Origin of the sequence: Halogranum rubrum, from assembly GCF_900114455.1 — an archaeon.
In the GTDB taxonomy this organism is placed as follows: Archaea; Halobacteriota; Halobacteria; order Halobacteriales; family Haloferacaceae; genus Halogranum; species Halogranum rubrum.
The window spans coordinates 187,876-212,889 of record NZ_FOTC01000005.1; the positions used below are offsets into that span (position 1 = coordinate 187,876).

The following is a 25,014-nucleotide window of genomic DNA, read 5'->3' on the forward strand; positions in this document are numbered from 1 at the left end:
GCGATTTATCTCCTTGGCACGCGTACACATACGTCTATGAGCCAAGAATCGACCAAGGTGACCGTGGGAACGACCGTCTACACCGAGGCAGGCGAACCAATCGGGACCATCCGCGGACTCGGCGACGACGGGTTCTTCGTGACGACACGCGAGGGCGTGGTCGGGATGTCAATCGAACACGAGCGGTCGGGCCACGAGTTCGGCGAGGCGGAACTCGTCTGGCGCTGTGCGGAGTGCGGCGAGATGGGCAAAATCGACTCCGACCTTCCGGAGACGTGCCCCAACTGCGACACGCCGAAGGAGAACCTGTTCTACTGGACCGAAGACTGACCGAACTGCTCGTCCGTCCGCGAACGACTCTGTTTTCAGGTCGCCGTTCGAGGTCCACGTATGGATATCGTCGTCTTCGGCGCGGGAAGCCTCGGCAGCCTCGTCGGCGGCTTACTCGCTCGCGTCCACGAGGTGACGCTCGTCGGCCGTGACCCACACGTGTCCCGGGTTCGGGAAACGGGCCTCCACATTACCGGCGAACGTACCGCCCACGTCCACCCGGACGCCGTCGCCGACGGCGGAAACCTCGCCGCCGACCTCGCCATCGTGACGGTCAAGTCGTTCGACACGTCCGACGCCGCCGACACACTCGCGAGCGGGTCGTTCGAGGCGGTCCTCTCGCTCCAGAACGGACTGACGGAGGAGTTACTGACCACCCGACTCGACGCCCCCGTCCTCGCCGGAACCGCGACCTACGGCGCACGGCTTCTGGAACCCGGGCAGGTCGAGTGTACCGGTGTCGGGAGAGTCGTCCTCGGGGCACTCGACGGCGGAACCTCGTCACACGCCGAACGCATCGGGAAGGCGTTCCGCGACGCCGATATCGAGACGCTCGTCGCGAGCGACATGCCTCGGCGACGCTGGGAGAAACTCGCGGTCAACGCGGGTATCAACGCCGTCACCGCACTCGCCCGCGTCGACAACGGCGCACTTGCCGACGGCGACGCCGCAGACGTGGGCCACGCCGCCGCTCGCGAGACGGCCCGTGTCGCTCGCGCCGAGAGCGTTCGACTGCCGAACCGCGTCGCTCGCGACGCACTCGATACGGTCGTCGAGGAGACGGCCAAGAACCGTTCTTCGATGTTACAGGACGTCGAGCGCGACAAGCGAACCGAAGTCGACGCCATCAGCGGTGTCGTCGTCGACAAGGGCGACGACCACGGCATCGACGTCCCGACGAACCGCGTCCTCGCGGGACTGTTGCGGGCGTGGGAGTCCGAGCGGGGGCTTCGATGAGTCGACTCGCGTGGGCGACGCTCGTCGTCGCCGCACTCTTCGAGATAGTGTGGGCGGTCAACCTCGAATACGCCGACGGTTTCTCGAATCTGCGCGCGTCGGCCGTCGTGGTCGTGGCGATGGCCCTCAGCGTCGGACTCCTCTCGAGGGCGGTCCAGACCCTGCCGGTCGGCACCGCCTACGCCGTCTGGACCGGTATCGGCGCGGTCGGAACTGCCATACTGGGTATCGTCCTCTTCGACGAACCGGCGACGGCGGTTCGACTGGGCTGTATCGCCACCATCGTCGCCGGTATCGTCGGGCTACAGGTGACGGCGTGAGCGGGTGAACGAGTGAACTACCGTTCTGCGTCGTCCGGAGATGTCGAGACGCTCGACGCCGGAGACGCCGGGGTGTCGTCTTCGACGCTCACGCCGGTGACGACGAACCGAGAACCACTTCGCGGCCGGTTCGTGCCGGTACTGCCAACTGTACGTAGCGAGTCCGACGAGAATCACACTCGCGACGAAGAGCAAGTAGGTCGGAATGGTCGATTCGAGATTCATTAGATTCGTTATTGATATATTATACGTCTCATTGAACCTTCGCCCGCGTACGTGGACACGTACACCTCGAAAAGAGCTATATCGCTGTTTCGACCGCGATACCGGCCGAACTACTCCATATAGCCGAGGTCACGCAGTCGTTCTTGCGCCTCCTCGTCCATGTCCTGCACCGCGTCGTCTGTCACGTCGGCGTCGTCTGCGCTGTCCCACGCGCTACCGATATCCGACTCGAACTCCGAGAGCATCGCCTCGGTCTCTCGAATCAGGTCGTCGTCCGACTGTGCGAGATTGGTCGTCTCCTCGGGGTCGTCGTCGATGCGGTAGGCTTCGTCCTCGATGCGGTCGATACGGATATACTTCGACTCCAATCGACGGGCCGCCCGCATCCGCGAGTAGTACCGCGAGTCTTCGGGCAGTGTGATTCCCGCCTTCTTGGCTTTCTCTTCGAGTTGCTTCAGTTCGACCACTGGGCGAGAGTACTCGACGAAGGCGTACTTGCCGTCGCCGCGCTGACCGGGGTCTCTCGGGTCGTTCGCCTGTTTGAACTGTCGGTAGCTTCCGGAGATGAGCGAGCGCGTTCGGTCGAGGGCGACGACGTCGTCACCGGGTGAGGCGGGCGTCCCGCCTTCGACACCGAGCGAGTCGAGGACGGTGTGATAGAGGTCGATGAGTTCGACTTGGTCCTCGCGGCGTTCGTCCTCCAACTCGGGGTGTTTGACCATCAGCGGGACGTTCACGAGCGGGTCGTAGATGCAGAACTCGTGACCGTACAGGTCGTGTTCGCCGTGGAGTTCGCCGTGGTCCGCACAGACGACGACCATCGTGTCCTCCCAGCGACCCGTCTCTTTCAAGTGGTCGAACAGTCGGGTCAACTGCGAGTCGATGTGGGCGATCTCGGCGTCGTAGAGCCCTCTGATGTCTTCCCACTCGTCGTCGTAGATGTCCCGCGCACCCGAGTTGTACTCTTTCGAGTTCTGGCAGACTTCCGTCGAGTCGACACCCGGTGCGAACTCGTCTCTGAACTCCTTTGGCGGGTGATAGGGGAGGTGAGCGTCCATCAGGTTGATGAACGTGAAGAACTGCTCGGAGTCGTCGATGAACTCCATCGCTTGGTCGATGACCGCGGGTGTCTTCGAGTCTGCTCCCTCGCCGCCGGCGAGATACTCGTGAGCGGTGTTACCGAGGCTCACTAGCTTGTCGGCGATGGCACGAAGTGCCTCGTTGTCGTTGAGCGTCTGCCACGCCTTCGCGAGTGGTCCCGAGAGGAACTCGCCGGGCATGACCTCGAAGAAGTTGTCCTGGTCGTCGAACCCGTCGGTTAGATGGGTGTACGGTGTAATCCAGGCGTTCGAGGAGTAACAGGCGGTGTCGTACCCTGCCGCGGAGAGCGTCTGTGCGAGGGTCGTTGCACCCTTGAGGTAGGGTTTCTCCTGGTCGGCACCGTGCTGACTCGGATACATCCCCGTGAAGAGTGACGCGTGGACGGGGAGCGTCCACGGTGCGGGTGCGACTGCCTGTTCGAAGACTGTCGCCTCTTCGGCGAACGTCTCCAGTCCCGGCGTCGTCGGTCTATCGTAGCCGTACGGCGTGAGATGGTCCTTCCGGACGGTGTCCATGACGACGAACAGGACGTTCCGGGGGGACTCGCTAGTCATACTCGTGGATGCGCGTGTCGACAGGATAAACTTCCTGTTCTGTCGGTCGGCCGACGACGCCGAAGCCGTCGCTCACGACGTGGAGAAAACGGAGAACGTTCGCGAATTAGAAGGGAGCCTGTGGACCTTCGTCGCTGCTGCCGCCGTCGTCGTCGCTGGTCTCGCCGGGGAACGAGGGACTCATGCCGCCACTGCCGCCCATCTCGCTGTCGCCGCCCATGCCGGTCTCGGCGTGGACTTGGTTGATCTCGGGAATCTCCTTGACCATCCGCGTCTTGATGGCTTGGATGGTCATCGGCGAGATACCGCAGCCGGAACAGGCACCACCGAGGAGGATGGTGACCTCGCCCGTCTCGCGGTCGAGGTTCTGAATGGCTGCGCTCCCGCCGTGCATCTGAATCTGCGGGAAGTTCCGGCGGAGGAAGTTCGTCACGCGGTCTTTGAGGTCGTCCGTCTCCTGACTCTCCGTGCTCATGTTCCGGAGTTAGAGGTCTGCGTTCTTAGGCCTTTGGTTCACGCGTGCGCGCGGAGTTACACCTCACCTCACTGCGGTCGGTCGACACCGAACACGCGGTGGAGTTCTGCTTCGATTTCGTCGACGTACCGCTCCAGTGTCGTCTCCAACTTTTCGTCGTCGACGACGATACCTGTTAGACGGTCGGCGGGATTGTCGGGCAACTGTACGTAGAACTCGCCGTCCTCGTAGAACGGTTCGGACTCGTTCAGAATCTGTTGGTCGATACCGTGGATGAGGTCCGACTCGTAACGCTCGTTCATCGTGTTGAAGGCGTTCTTGTAGGCACGCTGGAGTTGCTGGAAGTAGTGGATGTACTTGTCCTCGAACTTCTCGGGGTCGAACTCGGGCATACTCGGAGGTTCACGGGCAGAGAGAAAAGTCGGACGATTGGTCGTCGTGGGCAGTATTCTATATCGCATAGTGTACTTTACGGGAATCGAGGGGGTCTCATCGAGCACTTCGCGAATACCGCTGTCTTGACGCCTCTCGTGGCCCTCTTCTCGCCGAACGACTCCTGTACGACTCTCACACACGAGTAGAGTTACGTGCCCTGCGATGGGACCTGACGTATGACCGACTGGCGACGAATCGACCACGTCTTGCTCACGATTCCCCCCGGCGCAGAGTCGGAAGCGCGCGAGTTCTACGGAACCGTCCTCGGACTCAGCGAGATTCCGAAACCCGAGTCGCTCCGTGAACACGGCGGCCTCTGGTTCCGCGTCGGCGACGACGAACTCCACCTCGGCGTCGAAGCGGGTGACGACCACTCGAAGCGCCATCCGGCGTTCGAAGTCAGCGACGTCGAAAGAATGCGTGCTCATCTGACGGACCACGGTGTCGAGACGTTCGACGAACCACCGATTCCGGGCCGTGAGCGGTTCTCGTTCCGCGACCCGTTCGGCAACCGCATCGAACTGCTGACCTACCGCTGAACCTCTTTTCTCTCACAGACGCACGTCTCGTGTGTTCTCTTCAGCGTGGACTCAACTGTCGCGATAAACTCGATACTGCGATACAGAATCTGCACTACGGAATCGTCGACCCGACGACGCGGACCGTCACCTCGTCGACGAACTCCTTACTCGCGTTGGCCGCGACGACGGTGGCTGACTCTTTGATGGGTAAGAGAACGTTCGAGACGCTCTTCTGGCCGGGGTCGACAGCCCCTGCCCAGACACTGCTTCCTTTGGCGTCGACGACGCCCAGTTCGCGAATACTCGCCTCTTTCGCCGCGGTATCGGTCAGCGTCACCGTCGCCGTCGCGTTACTCGCCGTCCACGACTCCGCCAGTGAAATCGACTCGAAGATGTCCGAGGAGTCTACCCCTTCTACTTCCAGTCGAAGCCCCGTCGTCACACAACCAGCGGTACCGACAGACAGTGCGGCGACACCACTTGCGAGATAGCCCCGTCTCGACATCGTCCGTTCCATCCCGTCTCTCGTCGCCTCGTCTTCAGCCATTGCTCTACAGAGAGTGACGTACAGCACCGTGGTAAGGCCGCCGGCCGATTCGCTGGTTCACCGACTCGCTCGGCTACGCCAACTGCTCGCCGACGAGTCGATTCGCTTCGGCGACGAACTCGGCTTGCTTCCCTGCTGGAATCGTCGCCCCGGCGGCGACGTCGTGGCCGCCGCCATCGCCACCGACACTCCGCGACGCCTCGCGCATCACGACCGAGAGGTCCAGTCCTTGCTTCGTCAAGAAGTGACTGCCGCGTGCGGAGACTTTCACCTCCTCGGCGTTCTTCTCGGCGAACGCGAGGATAGGCTTACGGCGACTGATGCCGTTCGCGCCGACGGCCATCCCGGCGATGATGCCCACGATGGTCTCACGGATTCGCGTCCCCGCGTCGAACCACTGGACGTGGTCTTCGACGGTGACGCCCTCCGTCTTGACCCACTGCAACCCTTCCGAGAGATTTCGGCGGTGGTTTCGGAGCAATGTCCGCGCTCGGTCGAGCGCCTCCCCTCGGTCGCCGAGACAGACCGCGAGGCCGACGTCGGCGCGGTCGTATCGGGCCGTCGCGTTGAGCAACGTCGAGAACTCACTGACGTCGCGGAGTTCGGTCCCGACTTCCTCGGCGACGAGGCTGTACGTCGTCCCGACGAGCGTGTTGACTCGCTCTGGTGGGACACCTTTCGTGACGGCGCGTTTGATGAGTGCGCTCACGACGGTCTGTCGTTCCTCCTGGGTGAGGTCGACCCACCGCTTCCACTCACCCCCCTCCTTCAGGTCGAGACCGAGATTCGAGAGGAATTTGATAGCGCCGTTCTGGTCGTTCGAGACGCCCGGAATTCGGAGTTCGCTGGCGTACTCCAGTAACTTGGGGAGCGGTCGTGTCTGTCGCCCGTAGAGCGCGAGGTCTTTCGCCGGGTCCAAGACGCCCGCCGCGACGCCCTCGGCGACGATACCTTCGTTCGCACCATGCAGGCCGCCCTCCGAGTCCTGCATGTCGCCGACTGCCCCGACGACGGCGAGGGCGGCGAGGTCCCGGTTGTCTCCGTCTTCTGCTTCGAGTGCCCGCGCGAGGACGTAACTCGCGCCCGCGCCCGACAGTTCGGTCGCGCCGTTGAGACCGAACAAGAGGGGATTGAGGTGGTATTCAGTCTCAACATCGGCGGGTTGGTGGTGGTCGGCGATGACGGGCGTAAAGTCACCCGCCGCTTCGTGCTCGGCGATTACGTCGAGTTGTCCGCTCCCGAAGTCGGTGAAGAGCACCGTCTCGTGGTCCGTCGCCGCGATGGCGGCGACTTCCTCGGCGTCGAGTTGCTTCGAGAACACGGTGTCGAACCGAATCTCTGCGCGTTCGAGCGCCGACGCCGCGACGGCGGCACTCGTGAGGCCGTCGGCGTCGATGTGCGAGGCGAGCAGTACCGAGTCGGCCTCGCGCAAGCGGTCGGCGCACGCCACCGCGCGGTCGTGAAGTTCGGGAACGGGACCTGCCATCACTCCCGACTGGGGCGGTTTCGGATTTAAACACTCGCTCTCTCACTCGCTTCGCCAGAACCGTCATGAGTATCGGGGGTGACTCTCGAACACGTACAGATGTTCCCGCTCTCACGCCTCCCGGTGTTGACGATGACCGCCGAGGACGTGTGCTGTCTCCACTGGCCGGTCGACCCGGACGAACTGAGTCCTCGCCTGCCGGCCCCGCTCGACCTCTCGCTGTTCGACGGAACGGCGTGGCTCTCCGTCGTCGCGTTCCGGGCGACGGGAGTCCGGCCGCGGGGCCTCCCATCGTCACGCGGCCGGTCGTTTCCGCAACTCCGCCTCCAGACCTACGTCTGGCACCAGGGGACGCCGGGACGCTACTTCTTCAGTATCGACGCGAGCGACCGACTCGTCGCCCACCTCTTTCGACTCACGTCGCGGATGCCGTACTTCACCGCCGACAGTCACATCGAGCGCGACGGTCGAGCGATTCGATTCGACAGTCGCCGCGAGCAGATCGGTGCGCCGTCGGCGACGTTCGAAACGACGGTCACCGTCGACGGCGGCACTGACGGCTCGGGCGTCCTCGATGGAGGCGACAGAGACCGGTGGTTCGTGGGTCACCATCGCGTCTTCGGCGCGGTGGGCGGGACACTCTGGGCGTTAGACATCGACCGCGAGACACCGTCGTTTCGTTCGGCGACGGCGACAATCGAGGAGAACACGCTGTTCGAGGCCGCAGGCGTCCCGTCGCCGACGGCGGACCCGACAGTCCGGTATCACCGCGCGTGGCCGATGCACGCGTCGCGCCCGTGGCGGATTCGTTCCTAGGTCTGGAGTCGCCACAGCACGCCCGCGAAGAGCACCGTCGCAATCAGCGCCGTCACGGTGAGCAGGCCCCACCCGAGTCCGTACCCACTCGTCTCGACGAGGAGGCCGAACAGCGGCGGTGCGACGAGGCCGCCGGTGTTGATAGCGGTCTGTCCGCCCGCCGTCGCCCCGCCGATGTCGTCGCTGTCGACGAGTTCGGAGAGACACGAGTAGAAGACGCCCGTCGACCCGTGAATCGAGAGACCGAGACCGACGAACAGCACGACGGCGACGGGCAGCGACCACGACCCGCCTGCGAGAACGCCGAACAGTACGACGGCGAACGCGAGTTGCCCGAGGGCGACGGTGGCCGCACCCTTCGCGCCGCCGAGGCGGTCCGCGAGACTCCCGGCACCGATACGGCCGACGCTCCCCGTCACCTGCGTCAGCGCGAGGACGATGCCGCCCGCGGCGGCGCTCGCACCCACCGCGTCCTGTACGTAGAGGACGGTGTAGCCGAGCATCGAGAAGATGGACGCGCCGACGAACAGACCGGCGGCCACCAAGAGGACGTACGCACGGTTGTCCCACAGTCCCGAGAGGTCCGGCAGCGAGAACTCGCCGCTCCCGCTGGACCCGTCGTAGAGCGCGACGAATCCGAGCGCGTACCCACCGGCGAGCGCGGCGACGACCCAGAAGCCAATCCGCCACGCGGCGACGGCGGCGACGCCCGTGATGAGGAGCGACGCCACCCCGCTTCCCGCCGTCACGCCGACCTGTTTCAGCCCCATCGCGAGGCCCTGTCGCCCCGGCGGGGAACTGGCGACGATAGCGCGGTTCGAGGCGGGCATCGCCGTCGAGTAAGCCGCGCCGAGCACTGCGCCCGCGCCCAGCAGGAGGCCGTACGAGGGCGCGAGTGAGACGCCGACGGCGGCGACGGCGAGTGCGGCGAGGCCGACGACCATCAGGCGCTTCTCACCGAAGCCGTCGACGGCCGCACCGCTCGGAAAGAGCATCACCGTGTAGCCGAGCAGTGCAGCCGTAAGAAAGACGCCGACGAGCGACTCGGAGAGCGTGAAGGCGTCGCGGACGAACCCGGTCGCCGCGAAGATGGTGTAGTAACAGAGACTCGCCGCCGTCTGCCATCCGGCCACCGTCGCCACCGACCGCCAACTTCTCGACGTACTCGCGACGTTCGACTCGGTTGCCACTGGTAGAGAGTCGGTGGGTGCGTCGGTTAACCGTGACGAGTGCGGCCGGGTTTACTGGTTCGTCCGACTCTCTGACGACTCGTCGAGAACTGTCGAGTTACTCGCGGTATCGGTTGCGAGTTATTGCAGGTCACGGAAGCTCCTATACGTTCGACTGACGTGAGTTTCTGTGGCTGAGAGATTGGTCGTGCTGAATAGAGGGCGCAAATCGGTCATCATGCTCATTCGATCTGAACACCTTACTGGAGAAACCACGGTTACGTCTTCGCAGCGAGAGCGGTATGCCGAATGCTTATACGGTTCATTGGGCAACTAGAGGTAAGATGGCCAGTTCGACTCGGAACGGCGACGCCAACGATGGTGAGATTCGTCTCTGGCAAGAGGACGGCTGGTGGGTCGCGAAGGACGTCGATACGGGCGTGACCACGCAAGGAGAGTCCAGAGAGGAGGCACTGGACCACCTCGACGACGCTGTCGCAGTCCATACCGGGAAACGTGGGCGCAAACCGACGGACGAAGAACTTCGTGCGCTGGGAATCTCCCCCGAGAACAACACCACTGGCGACCAGGAACCGCCGGACGTCCTCGACTAATCGATGGGTCGGCGAACGTTCTCTGGAACGGAGGTAGTGAAGGTGCTGGTCAACGTCGGTGGGTTCGAGTGGCGACGTACGACCGGCGACCACGCCCAACTGTACTACGAACACCCGACGAACGAAGCGGACCGCCGACAAGTGACCGTCCCGCTGCATAGCGAACTCCGTACCGGGACGCTCCGAAGCATCGCCGAAAGTGCCGGAGCAAACGATTTTGATGCCTTCTGCGAGTGGATAGACGAAAATGCCTAATCTTCGGCGAAGAGACGAATACCCTCATTATTGTCGCATCTCGGCAGGATGGGTTTACCGACTATGTTTAAGCGGGTTCCGTTTATTGGTCTGTGATTCCAGCTGAGAATATTCTCCTCCAGATTATCATTCCAGATCCAACGCTTGCTACCACGGTGAATGCTGTCACGAGGGAAATACCGAAGAACAACATTGCAACGAACGCGATGGCCAGCGCAAACACGAATAGAAGCGCAAATCGAATTGAAGACGACGAGAGACGTCCGATGTCCATGTCAGAATAATATCAGACCCGTACATATGATTTTCTGACAGGAACTGAGGTGGTTTCTGTGGTCGTACCGACCTCAGCGCGCTAGTCAGTCAGTTGGTAACTTCCGGTGAGACTCTATGCTGCTGTTCTCGTTTTTAAGAACGATTGGGTGAACGCGACGGTACCGATGGTTACTGCGATGAGATAGACGGGACTCGTTGCCGTATCGAGACTTGCTGCGGGGGACTGAACAAGTGCGATAATAGCTAATCCGACTATATACCCTGCAACAATGGCTGCGACGAGGATACCAAGACTTCGTCTGTTCGGGAGGGACACCATAGATAATAATTTGATATAGAGTCGTATGGTTGTTCTGATTGCACGTTTTTACCTCGCTAAGCGCAACTCCGCGCTGATAGACTCACCCTCTAAGTTCAACGCAGGTTTCCATTGGTAAGATAACCTGAGACGCTGATGAGTACGAACACGTCTGTTACTAACTATCGGTAGATTGCTCGAATGTCCACGTATTTTCGACGACGGCGGACTCGTTGTGCTCCTCGCCTCGTTTCACTCGGCTGCGGTGCTTACGTCGTCCGCCGTCGTCGAAAATACGTCCCTTTCAATCCCACCCACCGCAGCCACACCCTCCCCAACCGATTCACTCACTCGCTGACGCCCATTCGCTCATCCCTCGCGTGCGTGACTCGTCGCCCGGAGGCGACGAAGCCACGCGCCACGGCGGTTGATAAATTCGCAAAAACGCTAAACTACTCGTGATAACTCGGTGCGGCCATCTCCACGACGGCGCACGCCAGTTCCTCGAAGTCCGCGACGTCGGGGACGACGTCGACGGTGATGCCGTGGGACTCGGCGCGTTCTTTCGTCGGGTGGCCGATGGTCCCCACGACGGCGTCGTTCAGCCCGTCGATGGCTTCGTCTCGAATGCCGCGCTCCTCGGCGGCGTCGAGGAAGTGTTCGACGGTCAACGACGAGGTGAACAGCGCCGCTTCGAGTTCGCCGTCGGCGGCCATCTCGGCGGATTTGCCCGAACTCTCTGGTCTGACGAGTCGGTAGAGCACCGTCTCGTTCACGTCGGCACCCGCCTCTCGGAGACCGTCGGTGAGCACCGGACTCCCGTGGTCCGAACGGGCGACTTCGATACGCTTGCCGTCGACTTCGCCGGCCAGCATCTCGACGAGTCCCGTCGACGAGAACTCCTGGGGCACCCGGTCGACGCGGTAGCCCGCCTTCCGAAGCGCCTCCGCCGTACTCTCTCCGATGGCGACGACGGTGGTGTCACCGGGTTCCCATCCCGCTTCTTTCGCGAGTTCGACGCCGGTCTTGCTCGTCAACACGACGTAGTCGGCGTCGTCGGTTTGTGGACTCGCGCCGGTCGGCCGAACTTCCAGCATCGGGTCGGGGACGGGCGTCGCGCCGAGCGAGTCGAGCAGTTCGACGGCGTCTGCGAGGCGTTCGTCGTCGGGGCGGAAGACGGCGACACGGACTTGCTGCGTCATTCTTCTTCCCCTTCTCCGTCCCACTCGCCGGTCTGGTTCGCCAAGAACTCGACTACCTTCTCACGGGTCGCCGCCACTCCGCCGATGACGGTGATGGCGGGTGGTTCGATTCCTGCTTCGTCTCTGACGTCGACGATACTCTCTAACGTGCCCGTCGCGACGCGCATGTCGGGCCACGTCGCGCGCTCGACGAGTGCGACCGGCGTCTCGGGGTCCTTACCGGCGTCGAGGAGCGCCTGCGTGTACTGCGGCAGTTTGCCGACGCCCATCAGGACGACGATGGTCCCGCCGGTGTCGGCGAGTGCCTGCCAGTCGACGGCCGACTCCTCCTTCGTCGGGTCTTCGTGGCCCGTGACGAACGAGACGGAGGACGTGTGGTCGCGGTGTGTGACCGGGATGCCTGCGACGCCGGGACCGCCGATGGGTGAGGTGATGCCGGGGACGACTTCGAACGGAATCTCGTTGGCCGCGAGATGTTCCATCTCCTCGCCGCCGCGGCCGAAGACGAACGGGTCGCCGCCCTTCAGGCGGACGACGGTCTTGCCTTCTCGGGCCAACTCGACGAGTCGCTTGTTGGTGTACTCCTGCGGCGTCCACTCGCCACCGGCGCGCTTGCCGACGTCTTCGCGACGGTCTTCGGGGATGAGTCCGAGAATCTCCGGACCGGGGAGTTTGTCGTGCAGGACGACGTCGGCCTCGTCGATGAGACGACGCGCCTTCACGGTCATCAACTCGGGGTCGCCGGGACCGCTCCCGACGAGGTAGACCTTGCCAACCGAGGTCATTCGTCTCGGGTTCCCTCGCTCGGCGTGTCGCGCTTGGCGGATTTGATGAGGTCGGCCGCACCGCGGTCACGCAGGCTCTCGGCCATCTCGATGGCGGCGTTCGCGTGGTCGTCGACCGGCAGGTCACGCTTGGACTCGACGAGTTCCTCGCCGTCTTGACTCAGCACCTGCACCTCGGTGTGGACGTAGGACCCCTGCAGGATAGCGTGGACGCCGATAGGGGCGACACAGCCACCGCCGAGTTCTTCGAGCACCGTCCGCTCCACGGTCGTCTCGACGCGCGACCGGGGGTGGTCGACGGCGGTGTGGACCGCTTCGACGACGTCGGGGTCGGCGGCGGTGACGGCGATGGCTCCCTGTCCGGGCGCGGGGACGAACTTCGCCCGAGGGAGTCGCTCGAACTCGACGTGGTGGTGGAGACCGCTGCGGCGCAGACCCGCCTCCGCGAGGACGATAGCGTCGTACTCGGTGTCCAAATCGTGTTCGAGTGCGCCACGCTGGAGTTCCGAGAGGCTGTCGAACCACTCTTCGACCGACTGGTCGTAGTCGGCCTCGTAGTCCTCGTCTCCGGCGTTTCCTTTCTTGTCTTTCGACGCCTCCAGTCGTTTCTCGTGTTCCGCTTGGAGGCTGGCGGCGAGGAGCTTCTGAATGCGCGTATCGACGTTTCCGCGCAACGGCTCGACCGTCAGGTCGGGCCGGGCGTTGAGAATCTGTGCCTTCCGGCGGAGCGACGAGGTGCCGACGGTGGACCCGACCGGGAGGTCTTCGAACTCGTAGCCGTCGGGCGAGACGAGGACGTCGAAGGCAGATGCACGTTCGGGGATGCCCGCGATGGTGAGTTCCGGCGGTTGGTCGGTCGGCATGTCCTTCATCGAGTGGACGGCGAGGTTGGCGTCGCCGTCGAGGACGCGCTGGTCGACGTTGCGGACGAACGCACCTGTCTTCCCGAGTTGGTGGATGAGTTCGTCTTGCAGTTGGTCACCGCGCGTCTCGACTTCCTGAATCTCGACCTCGTAACGATAGCTTTCGAGCGCCTCCTGTACACTCGCCGCCTGTCGCAGCGCGAGGTCCGACCCCCGCGTCGCGATTCGAAGCGTCCCACGGTTCATACACACGTCTCTGCGGTCGACCGTGAAAAGGGCACCAGTTCCCGTCGCCCGCGTGTGGGGTGGTCGCAGGCGCGGCCGTCGATACTGCTCGACTGTACTGGCTCGACTGACTCAGGGCGTTCCAACCGTCTCGTGACGCTTGTAGAGGTAGTACAGCGCCAGGGGGACGGTCACGACGAACGTCGTCGTCACCGCGCCCGCGAGAGCGACGAGACCGTAGAGCGTCGGGTCGGGCCGCCACTCGTAGTCTGCGGTGGATTCGGTGATGGCGCGTGCGTCGACGTACATCGCGAGCGGGAAGACGAGCGTCAACAGGCCGCCGACGAGGGCGACGAAGACGACTGCGAGCACCGCCGCGAAGAACGGCAGTACCGACAGAATCCCGGCGTCGAACCCGACGCCGACGACGAAGCTGAGGAGTCCGACGACGGCGAACGTGACGCCGAAGAGCGTCCCGAGGAGCGCGAACAGCGGGACGGCGGCTATCCAGTACCACCACTTCGAGTCGACGCTCGCACGCGGGAGGAGGTCACCTATCGCGCCGTCTGTGGACTGTCGCTCGACCGACCGATTCGTGGATGGAGGGCTATCCATAGCTGAACTAGGGCGGCATCGCGCATAAATCCGCGTCGACCCGTCGCCGAGCGTGCCGCGACGAGTGGCTACTTACGCTCGCCCCGAGTGGGTCGGCTATGCACGTACTTCTCGTCGGCGGCACCGGCCTCATCAGCACCGGAATCACTCGCCAACTCGACGCCGCCGGCCACGACGTCACCTGTTACACTCGCGGCGAGACGGACGCCCGCATCCCGGAGTCCGTCGAGTTCGTCCACGGCGACCGTACCGACTACGAGAAGTTCGAAGCGCAGATGGCCGACCTCGACGTCGACGCCGTCGTCGACATGGTCTGTTTCACACCCGAGGACGCCGAGAGCGCTATCCGCGCCTTCTCGGGACGCGTCGACCGCTACGTCTTCTGTAGCACCATCGACGTCTACTCCCGTCCCGTCGCTCGGATGCCCCTCACCGAGGAGACGCCGCGACATCCGCCGACGAGCGAGTACGGCGAGGGGAAAGCCGACGCCGAGGACCGCTTCTTCGCGGCCTACGCGGACGAGGGGTTCCCCGTCACCATCCTCCGCCCGTGGCACACCTACGGCGAGGGTGGACAACTGATTCACACACTCGGCGACGCGACGAGCTATCTCGACCGAATTCGGGCGGGCAAACCTATCGTCGTCCACGGCGACGGCACGTCGGTGTGGGCACCCTGCCACCGCGACGACGTCGCTCGCTCTTTCGTGTCTGCAGTGGAAACAGAGGGGGTCGAGGGCGAGGCCTACCACGTCACCGCCGAGGAGCATCTGACGTGGAACGAGTACCACCGAACGGTCGCCACGGCCCTCGACGCACCCGAACCGGACCTCGTCCACGTCCCGACCGAGGTGCTCACGGACCTCGTCCCCGAGCGAACGACGGGGCTCAGAGACCACTTCCAGTACAGTACGGTGTTCGACAACAGCAAGGCGCGCGCGGCGTTGGGTCACGAACAGACCATCGGGTGGGAGGAGGGCGTCCGCCGGACCGTCGAGTGGTTGGACGACCACGACCGAATCGACTCGTGGGAGTCGGACCCGACACCCGACCGTCTCGTCGAGGCGTGGCGCGACGCGCGAGCACATCTCGACACGACGTTCGACCGGGACCGGTCACCCTGAACTGGGTCGCGTCCAGCGAGGACTCGACTCGTCTCGACCATCCACGGTGTCGGCTATACGCTCACTGTCTACTGCATCACGTCGAGGTCGACGAACGCGCCTTCGGTAGCCGTAATCCACGCACCTTCGCTCACCGTTCCCGTCGTGTCGATGAGAAACAGTCTGCACTCGACCGGTTTGTCCCGCGCGAGTGTCAACTCGAACCCCACGAGCGGAGTCTCTCTCGCCGGACCAGTGGTCGTGTGTCGCTCGCCATCCCGTCTGTCGACTGCGTCTTCGTTCATTCTCTGTCTCCGCATCGTGAGGTCGCCGAGTCGAACCCCGTCCACTCGTTCGGACAGTCCAATTCACATCGACAGACGCTCGCCAGCGATATACGCTTTCGTTCGGTTCGCAGACTTCGAGAGCGACGGCGAACGGTTCGCACCGACTGCACGTGACTCGCTCGACGACACCTACAGGGCGTGTTTGTACGCCTCTAACGTCTGTTCGATGTCTTCGTCGGTGTGGGCGTACGAGACGAACTGCGACTCGAACTGATTCGCCGTCAAGAAGACACCCTGTTCTTTCATCTCGTGCCAGAAGATGCGCTCCCAGCGTTCGGTCTCGGCGTTGGCGACGTCTCCGCCGGTCTTCGGGCAGTGGTCGTAGCGCGGGCAGTCGGGTCGCTGCTGACAGCCAGCCTCACACTGCCCGTCGAGCATCGCCGGTTGCTCGCGGGTGAACACTGTCTTGAACATCGAGTCGGTGCCGACGACGGTGTACTCCGGTGCTTGGTCGGCACAGATGTCGGTGATTCCCTCTCGCAGTTTCTCGCCGAGTCGGTTGATGTGGTCGTACACGTCGTTCTCGGCGGCGTACTTCAGATACTCGTGGCCCGCCGCCATCGTCACCGGGTGGCCCGAGAAGGTTCCCGACTGGAACACGTCGCCGGCGGGTGTGAACTGCTCGATAATCTCCGACTTGCCGCCGATGGCACCGACCGGGAACCCGCCGCCGACAATCTTCCCGAAGGTGGTGACGTCCGGTGTGACGCCGAACTTCGACTGGGCACAGCCGAGTCCACCGACACGGAACCCGGTGATGACCTCGTCGAAGACCAGAAGCGACCCGTAGTCGTCACAGAGGTCACGGAGCGTCTGGTGGTAGCCGTCGACGGGCATCACGATTCCCATGTTCGCGAGGATGGGTTCGACGAGCACCGCCGCGATGTCGTCGCCGTGTTCTTCGAACACCTCCTGAATCGCCTCCTCGTCGTTGAACGGCACCGGCAGGGTGTGCTTGGCGAACTCCTGCGGGATGCCGCTCGTACTCGGTCGGGGATGGTCGGCGTCGCCCTCGACGAGCGTCGACTCCTGTGCGCCGTGGTAGCCGCCCTGCATGATGACTACCTTGTCGCGACCGGTGTAACCGCGGGCGAGGCGCACGGCCGAGACGGTGGCCTCCGTCCCGCTGTTGACGAACCGAATCATCTCGACCGACGGGACGTGGCGGGCGACGAACTCGGCGTGTTCTACCTCGATCTCCGTGGGCGCGCCGTACATCGGCCCCGCGCTGGCGTACTTCTGAATCGCCGACTGCACGGGTTCGGGTGCGTCGTGGCCGTAGAGCAGTGGGCCGTAGCCCATCACGTAGTCGACGTAGCGGTTGCCGTCGGCGTCGATGACGTGGCCGCCGTCGCCGCGCTCGACGAAGAAGGGGTACGGTCGAGTCGCACGAACAGAGGAGTTGACGCCGCCGGGCATCACCGAGAGGGCACGGTCGTAGAGGTCGCGTGATCGCTCGTGGTTCATGTCTCGACGTTTCGGACGGGTGCCGGATAGTCGTTTCTGGGATCGGTCGACGAGTCCGACAGAGTTGGACCGACACGCTCTCCACTCCCGCCCGACGAGAGTCGATGTGACTCGGCACCGAAATCTCCTCGCGTTTCTCCTCCTCGCTGTTCTCTGGGGTGCGTCGTATCCAGCGGTCAAAGCCGGCCTCGCCGGTTTTCCGCCGATTCTCTTCGCAGCACTCCGGTTCGATCTCGTCGGTCTGCTCGTCCTCGGCTACGTCGTAGTCAGCGACCGGCGCTGGCGACCGTCTCGCACCGACCTCCCGAACATCGTCGCGGGTGCGACGCTGTTCATCGCCGTCCACAACGGCCTGCTGTTCGTCGGACAGGACTACGTCACGAGCGCGGTGAGTGCGATCATCCTCAGCACGATTCCCGTCCTCTCGGCGGGGTTCGCCCGGCCCGTCTTCCCCGAGGAACGACTCACGCCGCTCGACGTCGGTGGCATCCTGATCGGTCTCGTCGGCGTCGTCGTCATCGCCGCACCGAATCCACGAATCGCCACCACGCCGGACCTGTTCGGGGTCGGCATCCTCCTGCTGTCGGCGGCAGCGTTCGCACTCGGCGGCGTCGTCACGCGCTATCTGCGCCCGGTGGGACCTCGCTTTCCTCTCGCGGCGTATCAGGGGTGGACGATGCTCCTCGGCGGCGGGATGCTCCACCTCGGGAGTCTCGCACTCGGCGAACGTCAGTCGGTCGACCTCTCCGTGAGTGTCGTCATCGCGTTCGTGTATCTCGTCCCCTTCGCAGGCGCACTGGGTTACCTGCTCTACTTCGACCTACTCGACCGACTCGGACCGGTCGAGATAAATCTCGTCGGCTACGTCTCTCCCGTCTTCGCGGCACTCGTCGGATGGGCGCTGCTCGACGAACCGTTCGTCGCGACGACGGCCCTCGGATTCGGCGTCATCGTCGTCGGTTTCCTGCTCGTCAAGCGCCGGGCGATTCGTGCGCAACTGGTCGGCGCGTAGTTGGCTCCCGACTACACCGCGTCGCGACCCCGTTCACCCGTCCGAATCTGGACGGCGTCGGCGACGTCGACGACGAATATCTTGCCGTCGCCAGGCTCACCCGTCGTGGCCGACTCGCGTATCGCCTCGACGACGTCGGCGGCGGGGATATCGGAGACGATGCACTCGATTTTGACCTTCTGGTGGAGGTCGACGGTGTACTCCTCACCCCGCCACTGACCTTTCTTCGCGGGCTGATTGCCGCGGCCGGAGACGTTCGTCACGGTGAGTGAGGGTGCGCCAATCTCGGCGAGTCCCCGCTTCACGTCGGCGAGTTTGTCGGGACGGACGACGGCCATGACGAGTTTGATACCACCGTCGTTCGGAAGGTCTGTGTCAGACATACACATACGACGACGTGCGAGTGACTTAGTTTCGTCGCCGTCACGTCGCTGTCTCGCTGTTTCGGTGTTTCGTGTCTCCCCGACTCCCTTCACCGACGCAGTCACTTCGTCGACGCAGTTGCTCGTGGCGGTGGTCGTCAAAAGAAAACGTGGGACGTGGTGGTGAGACGTCGGCCGAGGGCGTCAGACTGCTTCGGGACCGGACGAACCGGTTCTGACCTGCATCGCATCCTCGACGTCGATGACGAATATCTTACCGTCGCCAGGTTCGCCGGTGTACGCGGCTTCGCGTATCGCCTCGACGACGTCGTCGGCGGGGATGTCGCCGACGATACACTCGATTTTGACCTTCTGGTGGAGGTCGACAGTGTACTCCTCGCCGCGCCACTGACCCTTCTTCGCGGGTTGGCTCCCGCGGCCGGAGACGTTCGTCACGGTGAGCGACGGTGCGCCAATCTCGGCGAGGCCTTGCTTCACGTCGGCGAGTTTGTCGGGACGGACGACGGCCATGACGAGTTTGATACCGCCGTCGTTGGGTTCGTCGCTCATTCGTCTTTCCCTCCGTCAGTCCGGACCGTGCCGTCGACCGGGACGCCTGCACCGTCGGTGACGGGTTCTGGCTTGCCGAACTCGGGGTAGGTGTCGACGCCGTGTTCGGACGTGTCGAGGCCTTCGCGCTCGTGTTCGGCGCTGACGCGGAGTTCACCCGTCGCCTGGATGCCGCGGAAGACGACGTACGTCGCGCCGAACGTCCACAGCGCGATGACGGCGACGCCGACGACCTGTGGAATCGCCAGCGAGACGAACGACGCACTGCCGTTCCAGAAACTCGTCGCGAAGAACGGGAACATGAGTGCTCCCAGTATCCCCGCAGAGCCGTGAACCGGGAAGACCGCACAGACGTCGTCGATGTGCAGGCGCTTCTCGATGAAGCCGAAGACGATGGGTAGTTGTGCGCCGGCGAGCAGGCCGACGACGATTGCGCCGGGCCAGACGATGGCGTCCGCGATAGAGGTGATGCCGACCAGGCCTGCGAGCAGACCGTTCGCGACGTAGAGCGTGTCGACCTTGCCGGTCTTCTGCATCGCGACGGCGGCCGCGCCGATTGCGCCTGCGGCCATGCCGAGCGTCGTCACGAGGGCGACCCGCCCGACGTAGGCGAAGGAACCGAGCGTGACCTCACCCGCATCGTTCAGTGCGAGCGGTGCGGCGGCGGTGCCGACGTTGAAACCGTACCAGCCGAAGGCCAGAATCAACGTGCCGAGAACGGCGAAGGAGAGCGAGTGGCCGGGAATGACGTTCACGCTTCCATCTGCGTTGAAGCGGTCCATCCGCGGACCGATGATCCACGCGGCGGTGAGACCGGCGAGGCCGCCCATCCCGTGGACGATCATGCCGCCCGCGAAGTCGTGAAAGCCCATCGCCCCGAGGAAGCCGCCGGCCCACGTGAAGCCGACGACGACGGGGTAGATGACGGCCGCGAGGAGGATGGTGTAGCTGATGTACGCACGGAGTTTCGCGCGTCCGGCGACAGCGCCGGAGACGATGGTCGCCGCCGTCATGGCGAAGACGGCCCCGAAGAGCCAGTCGGTCCACGCGGTGACGCTCGCGGCGTCGGGTGCGTAGATGGCCATGAACGCCTCGGTGATGGAGACGCCGCCGCCGCCGGTGAGACCGCCGACGATAGTCGAGACGGCCGCCCCTACCAGGAAGAAGACGATGACCCCGACGCTCCACGTCAGGAGGTTCTTCGTCAACTGGTTGGCGACGTTCTTCGAACGCACTTGTCCGGCTTCGAGCATGGCGAAACCGGCGTGCATGAAGAAGATGAGGAAGGTCACAGTGAGGACCCACACGAGGTTGACGCCAGTGACGATGGCGTCCATACCCGTCTGAAGTGGGAGACTCGCCAGACTCATGCTGGTTCCTCCGGTGGTGCGTTGGTGGTGGTGGTGCTGCTTGGACAGTTGTCGATGTTTTCCGAATTCGCTACCATGTTTGTCAACCGTTTGTACTCAACAGTCAGCACGTAGAGGGTAATAAGTATAATGACGAAAAAGAAAATTTATACAGGCTCAAAATGGACGTTTGGTAGAACTACAAGCGAATATAGTGTGTATAAGGTCCTTGTCTACGGTGTCTTCGGACAAATGTTGCCGGATGGGTGGACGATTGTCGTGTCGACTCACCCGTGCTCGTCGCTCACATCCAGCGCGCGCTGGGTGGTAGGATGGGACGACTCACGGTTCGAACGAGCGGCACAAAAGAGACCGAACGGAGGGGAGGGGTATGGTTGGAGACTCAGTCGCGGGGACCTGTTACCGACGTAGCGGAGCGCTCAGACGGCGATGGTTCCCTCCTTGCCGGTTCGCACCTGGACGGCCTTCTCGACGTCGATGACGAATATCTTGCCGTCGCCGGGTTCACCGGTGTTCGCGGCGTCCCGGATGGCGTCGACGACGTCGTCGGCGGGAATGTCGGCGACGACGCACTCGACTTTGACCTTCTGGTGGAGGTCGACGGTGTAGCTCTCGCCGCGCCACTGGCCTTTCTTCGCGGGTTGGTTCCCGCGACCGGAGACCTGTGTGACGGTGAGCGAGGGCGCACCGACTTCGGCGAGTGCGGTCTTGATCTCGCTCAGTCGGTCCGGGCGAACGACTGCCATGATGAGTTTGATGCTACCGTCGTTCGGCTGTTCGACCTCGTCGCTGTCGTCGACGTCGATTTCTTCGTCGCTCATTCGTCGTCACCACCGAGGTTGCTGTCAACTCCACCGACCTCGTCGGTAGTCGATACCGACTCGGACCCGCCGTCCGCCCGAACGGGGTTGCCGAGGGCAGATTCGGGGCCGCTGTCGCCGACGAACTCGGGGTACGTCGTCACGCCGTGTTCGCCCTGGTCCAGACCTTCGCTCTCTTCTTCGTCGGAGACGCGGAGTCCGTACACCGCGTCGGCGATGGCGAAGACGATGCCCGAGGCGACGATGGTCCACAGTGCGATGATTGCGACGCCGAGCACTTGCATGATGAGTTGATTCACGCCCATGAAGCCACCCACACCGAAGACCGGGATGAGTGCCGTGCCGAGCGCACCGGCCGCACCGTGAACCGCGAAGACACCACACACGTCGTCGATCTTCAGCGTGTCGACCGTGAAGCGGTAGGCGGGCAGGACGATTGCGCCGCCGAGTGCGCCGAGGATGAGACCGCCCCACCACGTGACGTGAGGCACCGCGCCCGTCACGGCGACGAGACCGGCCAGCAGGCCGTTTGCCATCCAAAGCGGGTCGGGTTTGCCCTGCCACGAGGTGGAGACGAGCATCGCGGCGACTGCACCGGCACCCATGCCGAGCGTCGTCACGAGCGCGACGCGACCGAGTGCCGCACCCATGAACTGGAGGCTACCGTCTTCTGCGACGGCGAGCACCGTCGCCTGCGTCCCGACGTTGAAGCCGTACCAACCGAAGGCGAGGATGAGCGTGCCGAGGACGGCGAGCAGCATCGAGTGGCCGGGAATGGCTCGACTGTTTCCGTTCTCGTCGAAGCGACCCTTCCGCGGGCCGACCATCTTCGCACCCACGAGACCGGCGATACCGCCGACCATGTGGACGACCGTCGCACCGGCGAAGTCGAGGTAACCGACGCCGAGCGCCTGTCCGAGGAAACCGCCCCCGGAGAGTAGGCCACCGGACCACGTCAGCCCCTGTACGACGGGGTAGATGAAGCCCGTGATGACCGCGGCGAAGAGGACATACGCCTTGAAGTTCATGCGTTCTGCGACGGCTCCGGAGACGATGGTCGCCGCCGTCATGGCGAAGACGGCCCCGAAGAGCCAGTCGATCCACACCGTGTCGTCACCGATGTACGAGAACGCGCCGGCGAGGTCGACCGTGCCAGTCGACGTGAGGCCACCGACGATAGTCGCGACACCTGCACCGACGACGAAGTAGACGAGCACGCCCAGCGCCCAGTCGGTCATGTTCTTCATCAGGACGTTGCCGACGTTCTTCGCACGAACTTGTCCTGCCTCCAGCAGCGCGAAGCCGGGCTGCATGAAGAAGATGAGAAACGAGACGACCAGAATCCAGACGTAGTTGATTCCGTTGGCGATGGTCGCCGGGTCGGCCTGCAGGGGAAGTCCCATCACCTGAACACACCTCCTTTCGGGGTGGTCGCTGCACGTCCATCCACTGATTCGCTGGTTTGCTTCGCATTCATGAAGTCAATCACGGTCGAGCTTCAGGACAACGTACTACATAAAGTGTAGGGTTGCAAACTCCTAATTATGGGTGGTGTTTGTGGGCATATGGACAAAATCGGTAACAATATAACCAGTATAAGGTTGTATTTCGTCCAGTTGTAGACAGTGGCTACCAGTAGTTGTGAAACAGTTGTCGGCGAAATAATGTGTCGTCGTCGGCCGTTCACCCACGCGCATGGGTGGCGTTGACACCCTCTCGCCGACGTCGTGACGTCCTCACGTCAGCGCCACTCTGTTCGTCTCGGCGACGCTCAGAGCGACTCGGCGACGTCCTCGGCGAAGTACGTCAGAATCAGGTCGGCACCGGCGCGCTTGATGGAGAGCAGCGACTCGACGGCCGTCTCTTCGAGGTTCAGCCACCCCTTGTCGGCGGCGGCGTGGAGCATCGCGTACTCGCCGGAGACGTTGTAGGCGGCGACGGGGTGGTCGAACGCCTCGCGCACGTCGCGGACGATGTCGAGGTAGGGAAGCGCGGGTTTGACCATCAGTACGTCCGCACCCTCTTCGACGTCTAGTTTGACCTCGCGCATCGCCTCGCGGGCGTTGGCCGGGTCCATCTGGTAGTGTCGGCGGTCACCGAACGCGGGTGCGCCGTCGGCGGCGTCGCGGAACGGGCCGTAGAACGCCGACTCGTACTTCGCGGCGTAACTCATGATGGGCACGTCCGAGAAGCCCGACTCGTCCAGTCCCTCGCGAATCGCACGGACCATCCCGTCGGCCATCGCGGAAGGAGCGACCATGTCGGCACCGGCGTCGGCGTGCGAGACGGCCGTCTTCGAGAGTAGTTCGAGCGTCTCGTCGTTCTGGACGGTCAATCGCGGGTTCTCCTCCGCCTCGGGTTCGACCAGGCCGCAGTGGCCGTGGCTGGTGTACTCGCAGAGACAGACGTCGGTGATGACGTAGGTGTCCGTCTCGGCTTTCACACGGCGCGTCGCCTCTTGGACGACGCCGTCTTCTGCCCACGCACGCGACCCGTACTCGTCTTTCGCGTTCGGGATGCCGAACAGCATCACCGCCTCGACGCCCGTCTCACGAATCTCCTCGACGCGCGCTACTGCCTCGTCGACGGGGACGCGTTCGTGGCCCGGCATCGTCTCGATGGGGACGCGTTCGTCCGTCGTCGCGTCGACGAAGACGGGCGCGATGAGGTCCGTCGCGTCGAGTCGCGTCTCGCTGACCAGCGGGCGAACGCCGTCGGTCCGAAGCCGACGTGGGCGGTCTCTCAGGTTCATACTCGGCGTTCGGGTGGGCCGTGGAAAACCACATCGCTCCCTCGTCGTGGTGGCTCTGGTTCTGCCGTGTTGATGGCCGGGAACTGATAGGAACCGCGTGCTGAATATAGAGGGTGAGTTCAGCATGCTCATTGAAACCTCCCAGTTTCCGTCAGAGGTGGTCTGATTATTTACTTCAGAATTATGGTTACTGTTATGCCACTATGGTGCTCTCTTTTTTAATTGATGACCTCCACACGCCGAGACTTCCTCCGTTTGATTCCTCTTGTTGCTGTAAGTGGAATTAGTGGGTGTGTTCGACCTGTCTTCAACACCTTCACTCAATCACCCGATGCATGGCAAGTTTCAACCGTTATCTCCGATTCACCCCTCCTCAGCGACGCACCAACAGAGCCTGGTTCGCTACATGGGGTACTCATTCAGAATTCTGCAGATGCGCGAGAACACTTCCGTAGCACGAAAGTGTTCGATCCTGCTGAGAATGGTTACTTCTCACTTGATTACTCTACGCACGTTGTATCAGTTGTCCACGCTGTTCTCCGTGAAGACCAAATCTTGACGACGAAAGTCACCGACATCAGCGAAGATTCGTTGCGAATGACAGCCACGATTGAAAAGAAGGAAACAGATTACAGTGACACCCATATAGAAACCACATTAATCACGTGGCAGCTGAATGGTCATCCCAAACCGGCAGCTCTAGAGCTGGTACTTAGCGATAAGTCGGACTCGTAGCGGCATTCACCCCCAATAGCTGAAGGGGAGAAGTAGGTCAACTTTTGACTTTCAGATAGACTAGATTGGCACTGTCTAGTTAACCTCCTGAGCTGGCGTTCGACCACCGAGCGATTGATGCGGTCGCTGAAAATTATAGTAATGAACGAACACTGCAAGCCACCGGCGGACGCTCAGCCGACTGCCCACCCATGAGTTGTGGAAACGGTCGACCCTCATTTTGAACGTGTGAAACCACTTTTCGATCAGGTTTCGCTCTGTGTAGTCGACCCGACCGTTCAACCCTAATCGAGAGAAGGCAGTCCGATAACCGAAGGCATCGGCGAGAAACACCGCGTCTGAACAGTCGTGTTTCTCGCAAACGCCGTGGAGAAACGCAGCCGCCGGATCAGTCCCATGATTCTTG

The 25,014-nt window shown here is 63.1% G+C and carries 31 protein-coding genes; 10 read left to right on the plus strand and 21 right to left on the minus strand.

Translation table 11 applies throughout. From position 1 onward, the window contains the following. Positions 1–36 precede the first annotated feature (36 nt). From BM083_RS17940 to BM083_RS17950, 3 genes are read left to right on the plus strand one after another with little or no spacing between them, the layout of a single operon-like run. The gene (locus BM083_RS17940) at positions 37–330 is read left to right on the plus strand and encodes a DUF7130 family rubredoxin-like protein (RefSeq protein WP_049893735.1); all 294 of its coding nucleotides are present in this window, start codon (positions 37–39) and stop codon (positions 328–330) included. Between the two features lie 60 nt (positions 331–390). Further along, complete coding sequence (locus tag BM083_RS17945; RefSeq protein WP_089871267.1) at positions 391–1,287, plus strand: ketopantoate reductase family protein; 897 nt, start codon at positions 391–393, stop codon at positions 1,285–1,287. After that, positions 1,284–1,607, plus strand: coding sequence for a DMT family transporter (locus BM083_RS17950; RefSeq protein WP_009367116.1), 324 nt, complete (start codon positions 1,284–1,286; stop codon positions 1,605–1,607). Before BM083_RS17945 ends, BM083_RS17950 begins: the two co-directional genes overlap by 4 nt. Here BM083_RS17950 and BM083_RS17955 read toward each other — a convergent pair. The 4 genes from BM083_RS17955 to BM083_RS17970 all read right to left on the minus strand — a co-directional run bounded on the left by BM083_RS17955 (position 1,590) and on the right by BM083_RS17970 (position 4,354). After that, positions 1,590–1,832: a hypothetical protein gene (locus BM083_RS17955; RefSeq protein WP_089871269.1), complete on the minus strand. Its 243-nt coding sequence runs from the start codon at positions 1,830–1,832 to the stop codon at positions 1,590–1,592. The genes BM083_RS17950 and BM083_RS17955 overlap by 18 nt on opposite strands. A 110-nt stretch (positions 1,833–1,942) precedes the next feature. Then, positions 1,943–3,487 (minus strand): sulfatase, encoded by a 1,545-nt coding sequence (locus tag BM083_RS17960; RefSeq protein WP_089871271.1) that lies wholly within the window; start codon positions 3,485–3,487, stop codon positions 1,943–1,945. Positions 3,488–3,593: 106 nt separating this feature from the next. Continuing rightward, on the minus strand, positions 3,594–3,962 hold the full coding sequence (locus BM083_RS17965; protein ID WP_089871274.1) for a NifU family protein: 369 nt from the start codon (positions 3,960–3,962) through the stop codon (positions 3,594–3,596). A gap of 68 nt (positions 3,963–4,030) precedes the next feature. Then, the gene (locus tag BM083_RS17970; protein WP_089871275.1) at positions 4,031–4,354 is read right to left on the minus strand and encodes a DUF5783 family protein; all 324 of its coding nucleotides are present in this window, start codon (positions 4,352–4,354) and stop codon (positions 4,031–4,033) included. A 219-nt stretch (positions 4,355–4,573) separates the two neighbouring features. On the opposite strand from BM083_RS17970, the gene BM083_RS17975 reads away from it, so the two are divergent. After that, positions 4,574–4,936: a VOC family protein gene (locus tag BM083_RS17975; RefSeq protein WP_089871276.1), complete on the plus strand. Its 363-nt coding sequence runs from the start codon at positions 4,574–4,576 to the stop codon at positions 4,934–4,936. 94 nt (positions 4,937–5,030) lie between these two features. On the opposite strand, the gene BM083_RS17980 is transcribed toward BM083_RS17975, so the two are convergent. Together BM083_RS17980 and BM083_RS17985 are read right to left on the minus strand one after the other, a co-directional pair. Then, complete coding sequence (locus BM083_RS17980) at positions 5,031–5,465, minus strand: hypothetical protein (protein ID WP_089871277.1); 435 nt, start codon at positions 5,463–5,465, stop codon at positions 5,031–5,033. Positions 5,466–5,538: 73 nt separating this feature from the next. After that, the gene (locus BM083_RS17985; RefSeq protein ID WP_089871280.1) at positions 5,539–6,951 is read right to left on the minus strand and encodes a RecJ family nuclease; all 1,413 of its coding nucleotides are present in this window, start codon (positions 6,949–6,951) and stop codon (positions 5,539–5,541) included. A gap of 78 nt (positions 6,952–7,029) precedes the next feature. Between BM083_RS17985 and BM083_RS17990 the strand changes: the two genes are divergently transcribed. Then, positions 7,030–7,767, plus strand: coding sequence for a YqjF family protein (locus BM083_RS17990; RefSeq protein ID WP_089871283.1), 738 nt, complete (start codon positions 7,030–7,032; stop codon positions 7,765–7,767). Here BM083_RS17990 and BM083_RS17995 read toward each other — a convergent pair. Continuing rightward, positions 7,764–8,957, minus strand: a complete 1,194-nt coding sequence (locus BM083_RS17995; RefSeq protein WP_009367106.1) for an MFS transporter — start codon at positions 8,955–8,957, stop codon at positions 7,764–7,766. The genes BM083_RS17990 and BM083_RS17995 overlap by 4 nt on opposite strands. Positions 8,958–9,280: 323 nt before the next feature. On the opposite strand from BM083_RS17995, the gene BM083_RS18000 reads away from it, so the two are divergent. Next, positions 9,281–9,550 (plus strand): type II toxin-antitoxin system HicB family antitoxin, encoded by a 270-nt coding sequence (locus tag BM083_RS18000; RefSeq protein WP_089871286.1) that lies wholly within the window; start codon positions 9,281–9,283, stop codon positions 9,548–9,550. 3 nt (positions 9,551–9,553) lie between these two features. Continuing rightward, positions 9,554–9,805, plus strand: coding sequence for a type II toxin-antitoxin system HicA family toxin (locus BM083_RS18005; protein ID WP_089871287.1), 252 nt, complete (start codon positions 9,554–9,556; stop codon positions 9,803–9,805). An 82-nt stretch (positions 9,806–9,887) separates the two neighbouring features. On the opposite strand, the gene BM083_RS18010 is transcribed toward BM083_RS18005, so the two are convergent. The 5 genes from BM083_RS18010 to BM083_RS18030 form a co-directional block, all read right to left on the minus strand. Continuing rightward, on the minus strand, positions 9,888–10,079 hold the full coding sequence (locus tag BM083_RS18010; protein WP_089871288.1) for a hypothetical protein: 192 nt from the start codon (positions 10,077–10,079) through the stop codon (positions 9,888–9,890). Between the two features lie 752 nt (positions 10,080–10,831). Next, on the minus strand, positions 10,832–11,581 hold the full coding sequence (locus BM083_RS18015; protein WP_089871289.1) for a uroporphyrinogen-III synthase: 750 nt from the start codon (positions 11,579–11,581) through the stop codon (positions 10,832–10,834). After that, positions 11,578–12,366, minus strand: a complete 789-nt coding sequence (gene cobA, locus BM083_RS18020; protein ID WP_089871290.1) for a uroporphyrinogen-III C-methyltransferase — start codon at positions 12,364–12,366, stop codon at positions 11,578–11,580. Before cobA ends, BM083_RS18015 begins: the two co-directional genes overlap by 4 nt. Continuing rightward, positions 12,363–13,475: a hydroxymethylbilane synthase gene (gene hemC / locus BM083_RS18025; RefSeq protein ID WP_089871291.1), complete on the minus strand. Its 1,113-nt coding sequence runs from the start codon at positions 13,473–13,475 to the stop codon at positions 12,363–12,365. Before hemC ends, cobA begins: the two co-directional genes overlap by 4 nt. A gap of 111 nt (positions 13,476–13,586) precedes the next feature. Next, complete coding sequence (locus BM083_RS18030; RefSeq protein ID WP_089871292.1) at positions 13,587–14,069, minus strand: hypothetical protein; 483 nt, start codon at positions 14,067–14,069, stop codon at positions 13,587–13,589. Positions 14,070–14,167: 98 nt separating this feature from the next. Between BM083_RS18030 and BM083_RS18035 the strand changes: the two genes are divergently transcribed. Beyond that, entirely contained in the window at positions 14,168–15,193 is a 1,026-nt protein-coding gene (locus BM083_RS18035) for an NAD-dependent epimerase/dehydratase family protein (RefSeq protein ID WP_089871294.1), read from the plus strand. 68 nt (positions 15,194–15,261) lie between these two features. Here the strand turns inward: BM083_RS18035 and BM083_RS18040 are convergent, their stop codons facing one another. Together BM083_RS18040 and hemL are read right to left on the minus strand one after the other, a co-directional pair. Beyond that, entirely contained in the window at positions 15,262–15,477 is a 216-nt protein-coding gene (locus tag BM083_RS18040) for a hypothetical protein (RefSeq protein ID WP_143085763.1), read from the minus strand. Between the two features lie 171 nt (positions 15,478–15,648). Then, on the minus strand, positions 15,649–16,986 hold the full coding sequence (gene hemL / locus BM083_RS18045) for a glutamate-1-semialdehyde 2,1-aminomutase (protein WP_089871297.1): 1,338 nt from the start codon (positions 16,984–16,986) through the stop codon (positions 15,649–15,651). 106 nt (positions 16,987–17,092) lie between these two features. Here hemL and BM083_RS18050 point away from each other — a divergent pair, with 106 nt between their 5' ends. Beyond that, a complete protein-coding gene (locus tag BM083_RS18050) occupies positions 17,093–17,998 on the plus strand; it encodes a DMT family transporter (RefSeq protein WP_089871332.1) in 906 nt (301 codons plus the stop codon). Positions 17,999–18,009: 11 nt separating this feature from the next. On the opposite strand, the gene BM083_RS18055 is transcribed toward BM083_RS18050, so the two are convergent. From BM083_RS18055 to hemB, 6 genes are all read right to left on the minus strand, one after another. Then, positions 18,010–18,381: a nitrogen regulatory protein GlnK1 gene (locus BM083_RS18055; protein ID WP_089871334.1), complete on the minus strand. Its 372-nt coding sequence runs from the start codon at positions 18,379–18,381 to the stop codon at positions 18,010–18,012. A 183-nt stretch (positions 18,382–18,564) separates the two neighbouring features. Further along, positions 18,565–18,930, minus strand: coding sequence for a nitrogen regulatory protein GlnK1 (locus BM083_RS18060; protein ID WP_089871299.1), 366 nt, complete (start codon positions 18,928–18,930; stop codon positions 18,565–18,567). After that, on the minus strand, positions 18,927–20,300 hold the full coding sequence (locus BM083_RS18065) for an ammonium transporter (RefSeq protein ID WP_089871300.1): 1,374 nt from the start codon (positions 20,298–20,300) through the stop codon (positions 18,927–18,929). Before BM083_RS18065 ends, BM083_RS18060 begins: the two co-directional genes overlap by 4 nt. A 419-nt stretch (positions 20,301–20,719) precedes the next feature. Further along, on the minus strand, positions 20,720–21,121 hold the full coding sequence (locus tag BM083_RS18070; RefSeq protein ID WP_009367092.1) for a nitrogen regulatory protein GlnK1: 402 nt from the start codon (positions 21,119–21,121) through the stop codon (positions 20,720–20,722). Continuing rightward, positions 21,118–22,524 carry an ammonium transporter gene (locus tag BM083_RS18075; RefSeq protein ID WP_089871302.1) on the minus strand — a complete coding sequence of 469 codons (1,407 nt, stop codon included), beginning with the start codon at positions 22,522–22,524 and terminating at the stop codon, positions 21,118–21,120. Before BM083_RS18075 ends, BM083_RS18070 begins: the two co-directional genes overlap by 4 nt. A 368-nt stretch (positions 22,525–22,892) precedes the next feature. Continuing rightward, the gene (gene hemB / locus BM083_RS18080; RefSeq protein WP_089871303.1) at positions 22,893–23,873 is read right to left on the minus strand and encodes a porphobilinogen synthase; all 981 of its coding nucleotides are present in this window, start codon (positions 23,871–23,873) and stop codon (positions 22,893–22,895) included. A gap of 225 nt (positions 23,874–24,098) precedes the next feature. Between hemB and BM083_RS22930 the strand changes: the two genes are divergently transcribed. After that, a complete protein-coding gene (locus BM083_RS22930) occupies positions 24,099–24,608 on the plus strand; it encodes a hypothetical protein (protein ID WP_143085764.1) in 510 nt (169 codons plus the stop codon). A gap of 75 nt (positions 24,609–24,683) precedes the next feature. On the opposite strand, the gene BM083_RS18090 is transcribed toward BM083_RS22930, so the two are convergent. Then, on the minus strand, positions 24,684–25,014 hold a 331-nt coding region (locus tag BM083_RS18090; protein ID WP_143085765.1), incomplete at its 5' end, for an integrase core domain-containing protein.

Excerpts from the sequence above, each read along its gene's own strand:
- BM083_RS17940 (WP_049893735.1), top strand. The coding sequence starts at position 37 with ATGAGCCAAGAATCGACCAAGGTGACCGTGGGAACGACCGTCTACACC.
- BM083_RS17945 (WP_089871267.1), top strand. The coding sequence starts at position 391 with ATGGATATCGTCGTCTTCGGCGCGGGAAGCCTCGGCAGCCTCGTCGGC.
- BM083_RS17950 (WP_009367116.1), top strand. The coding sequence starts at position 1,284 with ATGAGTCGACTCGCGTGGGCGACGCTCGTCGTCGCCGCACTCTTCGAG.
- BM083_RS17955 (WP_089871269.1), bottom strand. The coding sequence starts at position 1,832 with ATGAATCTCGAATCGACCATTCCGACCTACTTGCTCTTCGTCGCGAGT.
- BM083_RS17960 (WP_089871271.1), bottom strand. The coding sequence starts at position 3,487 with ATGACTAGCGAGTCCCCCCGGAACGTCCTGTTCGTCGTCATGGACACC.
- BM083_RS17965 (WP_089871274.1), bottom strand. The coding sequence starts at position 3,962 with ATGAGCACGGAGAGTCAGGAGACGGACGACCTCAAAGACCGCGTGACG.
- BM083_RS17970 (WP_089871275.1), bottom strand. The coding sequence starts at position 4,354 with ATGCCCGAGTTCGACCCCGAGAAGTTCGAGGACAAGTACATCCACTAC.
- BM083_RS17975 (WP_089871276.1), top strand. The coding sequence starts at position 4,574 with ATGACCGACTGGCGACGAATCGACCACGTCTTGCTCACGATTCCCCCC.
- BM083_RS17980 (WP_089871277.1), bottom strand. The coding sequence starts at position 5,465 with ATGGCTGAAGACGAGGCGACGAGAGACGGGATGGAACGGACGATGTCG.
- BM083_RS17985 (WP_089871280.1), bottom strand. The coding sequence starts at position 6,951 with ATGGCAGGTCCCGTTCCCGAACTTCACGACCGCGCGGTGGCGTGCGCC.
- BM083_RS18000 (WP_089871286.1), top strand. The coding sequence starts at position 9,281 with ATGGCCAGTTCGACTCGGAACGGCGACGCCAACGATGGTGAGATTCGT.
- BM083_RS18005 (WP_089871287.1), top strand. The coding sequence starts at position 9,554 with ATGGGTCGGCGAACGTTCTCTGGAACGGAGGTAGTGAAGGTGCTGGTC.
- BM083_RS18010 (WP_089871288.1), bottom strand. The coding sequence starts at position 10,079 with ATGGACATCGGACGTCTCTCGTCGTCTTCAATTCGATTTGCGCTTCTA.
- BM083_RS18015 (WP_089871289.1), bottom strand. The coding sequence starts at position 11,581 with ATGACGCAGCAAGTCCGTGTCGCCGTCTTCCGCCCCGACGACGAACGC.
- cobA (WP_089871290.1), bottom strand. The coding sequence starts at position 12,366 with ATGACCTCGGTTGGCAAGGTCTACCTCGTCGGGAGCGGTCCCGGCGAC.
- hemC (WP_089871291.1), bottom strand. The coding sequence starts at position 13,475 with ATGAACCGTGGGACGCTTCGAATCGCGACGCGGGGGTCGGACCTCGCG.
- BM083_RS18030 (WP_089871292.1), bottom strand. The coding sequence starts at position 14,069 with ATGGATAGCCCTCCATCCACGAATCGGTCGGTCGAGCGACAGTCCACA.
- BM083_RS18035 (WP_089871294.1), top strand. The coding sequence starts at position 14,168 with ATGCACGTACTTCTCGTCGGCGGCACCGGCCTCATCAGCACCGGAATC.
- BM083_RS18040 (WP_143085763.1), bottom strand. The coding sequence starts at position 15,477 with ATGAACGAAGACGCAGTCGACAGACGGGATGGCGAGCGACACACGACC.
- hemL (WP_089871297.1), bottom strand. The coding sequence starts at position 16,986 with ATGAACCACGAGCGATCACGCGACCTCTACGACCGTGCCCTCTCGGTG.
- BM083_RS18055 (WP_089871334.1), bottom strand. The coding sequence starts at position 18,381 with ATGTCTGACACAGACCTTCCGAACGACGGTGGTATCAAACTCGTCATG.
- BM083_RS18060 (WP_089871299.1), bottom strand. The coding sequence starts at position 18,930 with ATGAGCGACGAACCCAACGACGGCGGTATCAAACTCGTCATGGCCGTC.
- BM083_RS18065 (WP_089871300.1), bottom strand. The coding sequence starts at position 20,300 with ATGAGTCTGGCGAGTCTCCCACTTCAGACGGGTATGGACGCCATCGTC.
- BM083_RS18070 (WP_009367092.1), bottom strand. The coding sequence starts at position 21,121 with ATGAGCGACGAAGAAATCGACGTCGACGACAGCGACGAGGTCGAACAG.
- BM083_RS18075 (WP_089871302.1), bottom strand. The coding sequence starts at position 22,524 with ATGGGACTTCCCCTGCAGGCCGACCCGGCGACCATCGCCAACGGAATC.
- hemB (WP_089871303.1), bottom strand. The coding sequence starts at position 23,873 with ATGAACCTGAGAGACCGCCCACGTCGGCTTCGGACCGACGGCGTTCGC.
- BM083_RS22930 (WP_143085764.1), top strand. The coding sequence starts at position 24,099 with ATGACCTCCACACGCCGAGACTTCCTCCGTTTGATTCCTCTTGTTGCT.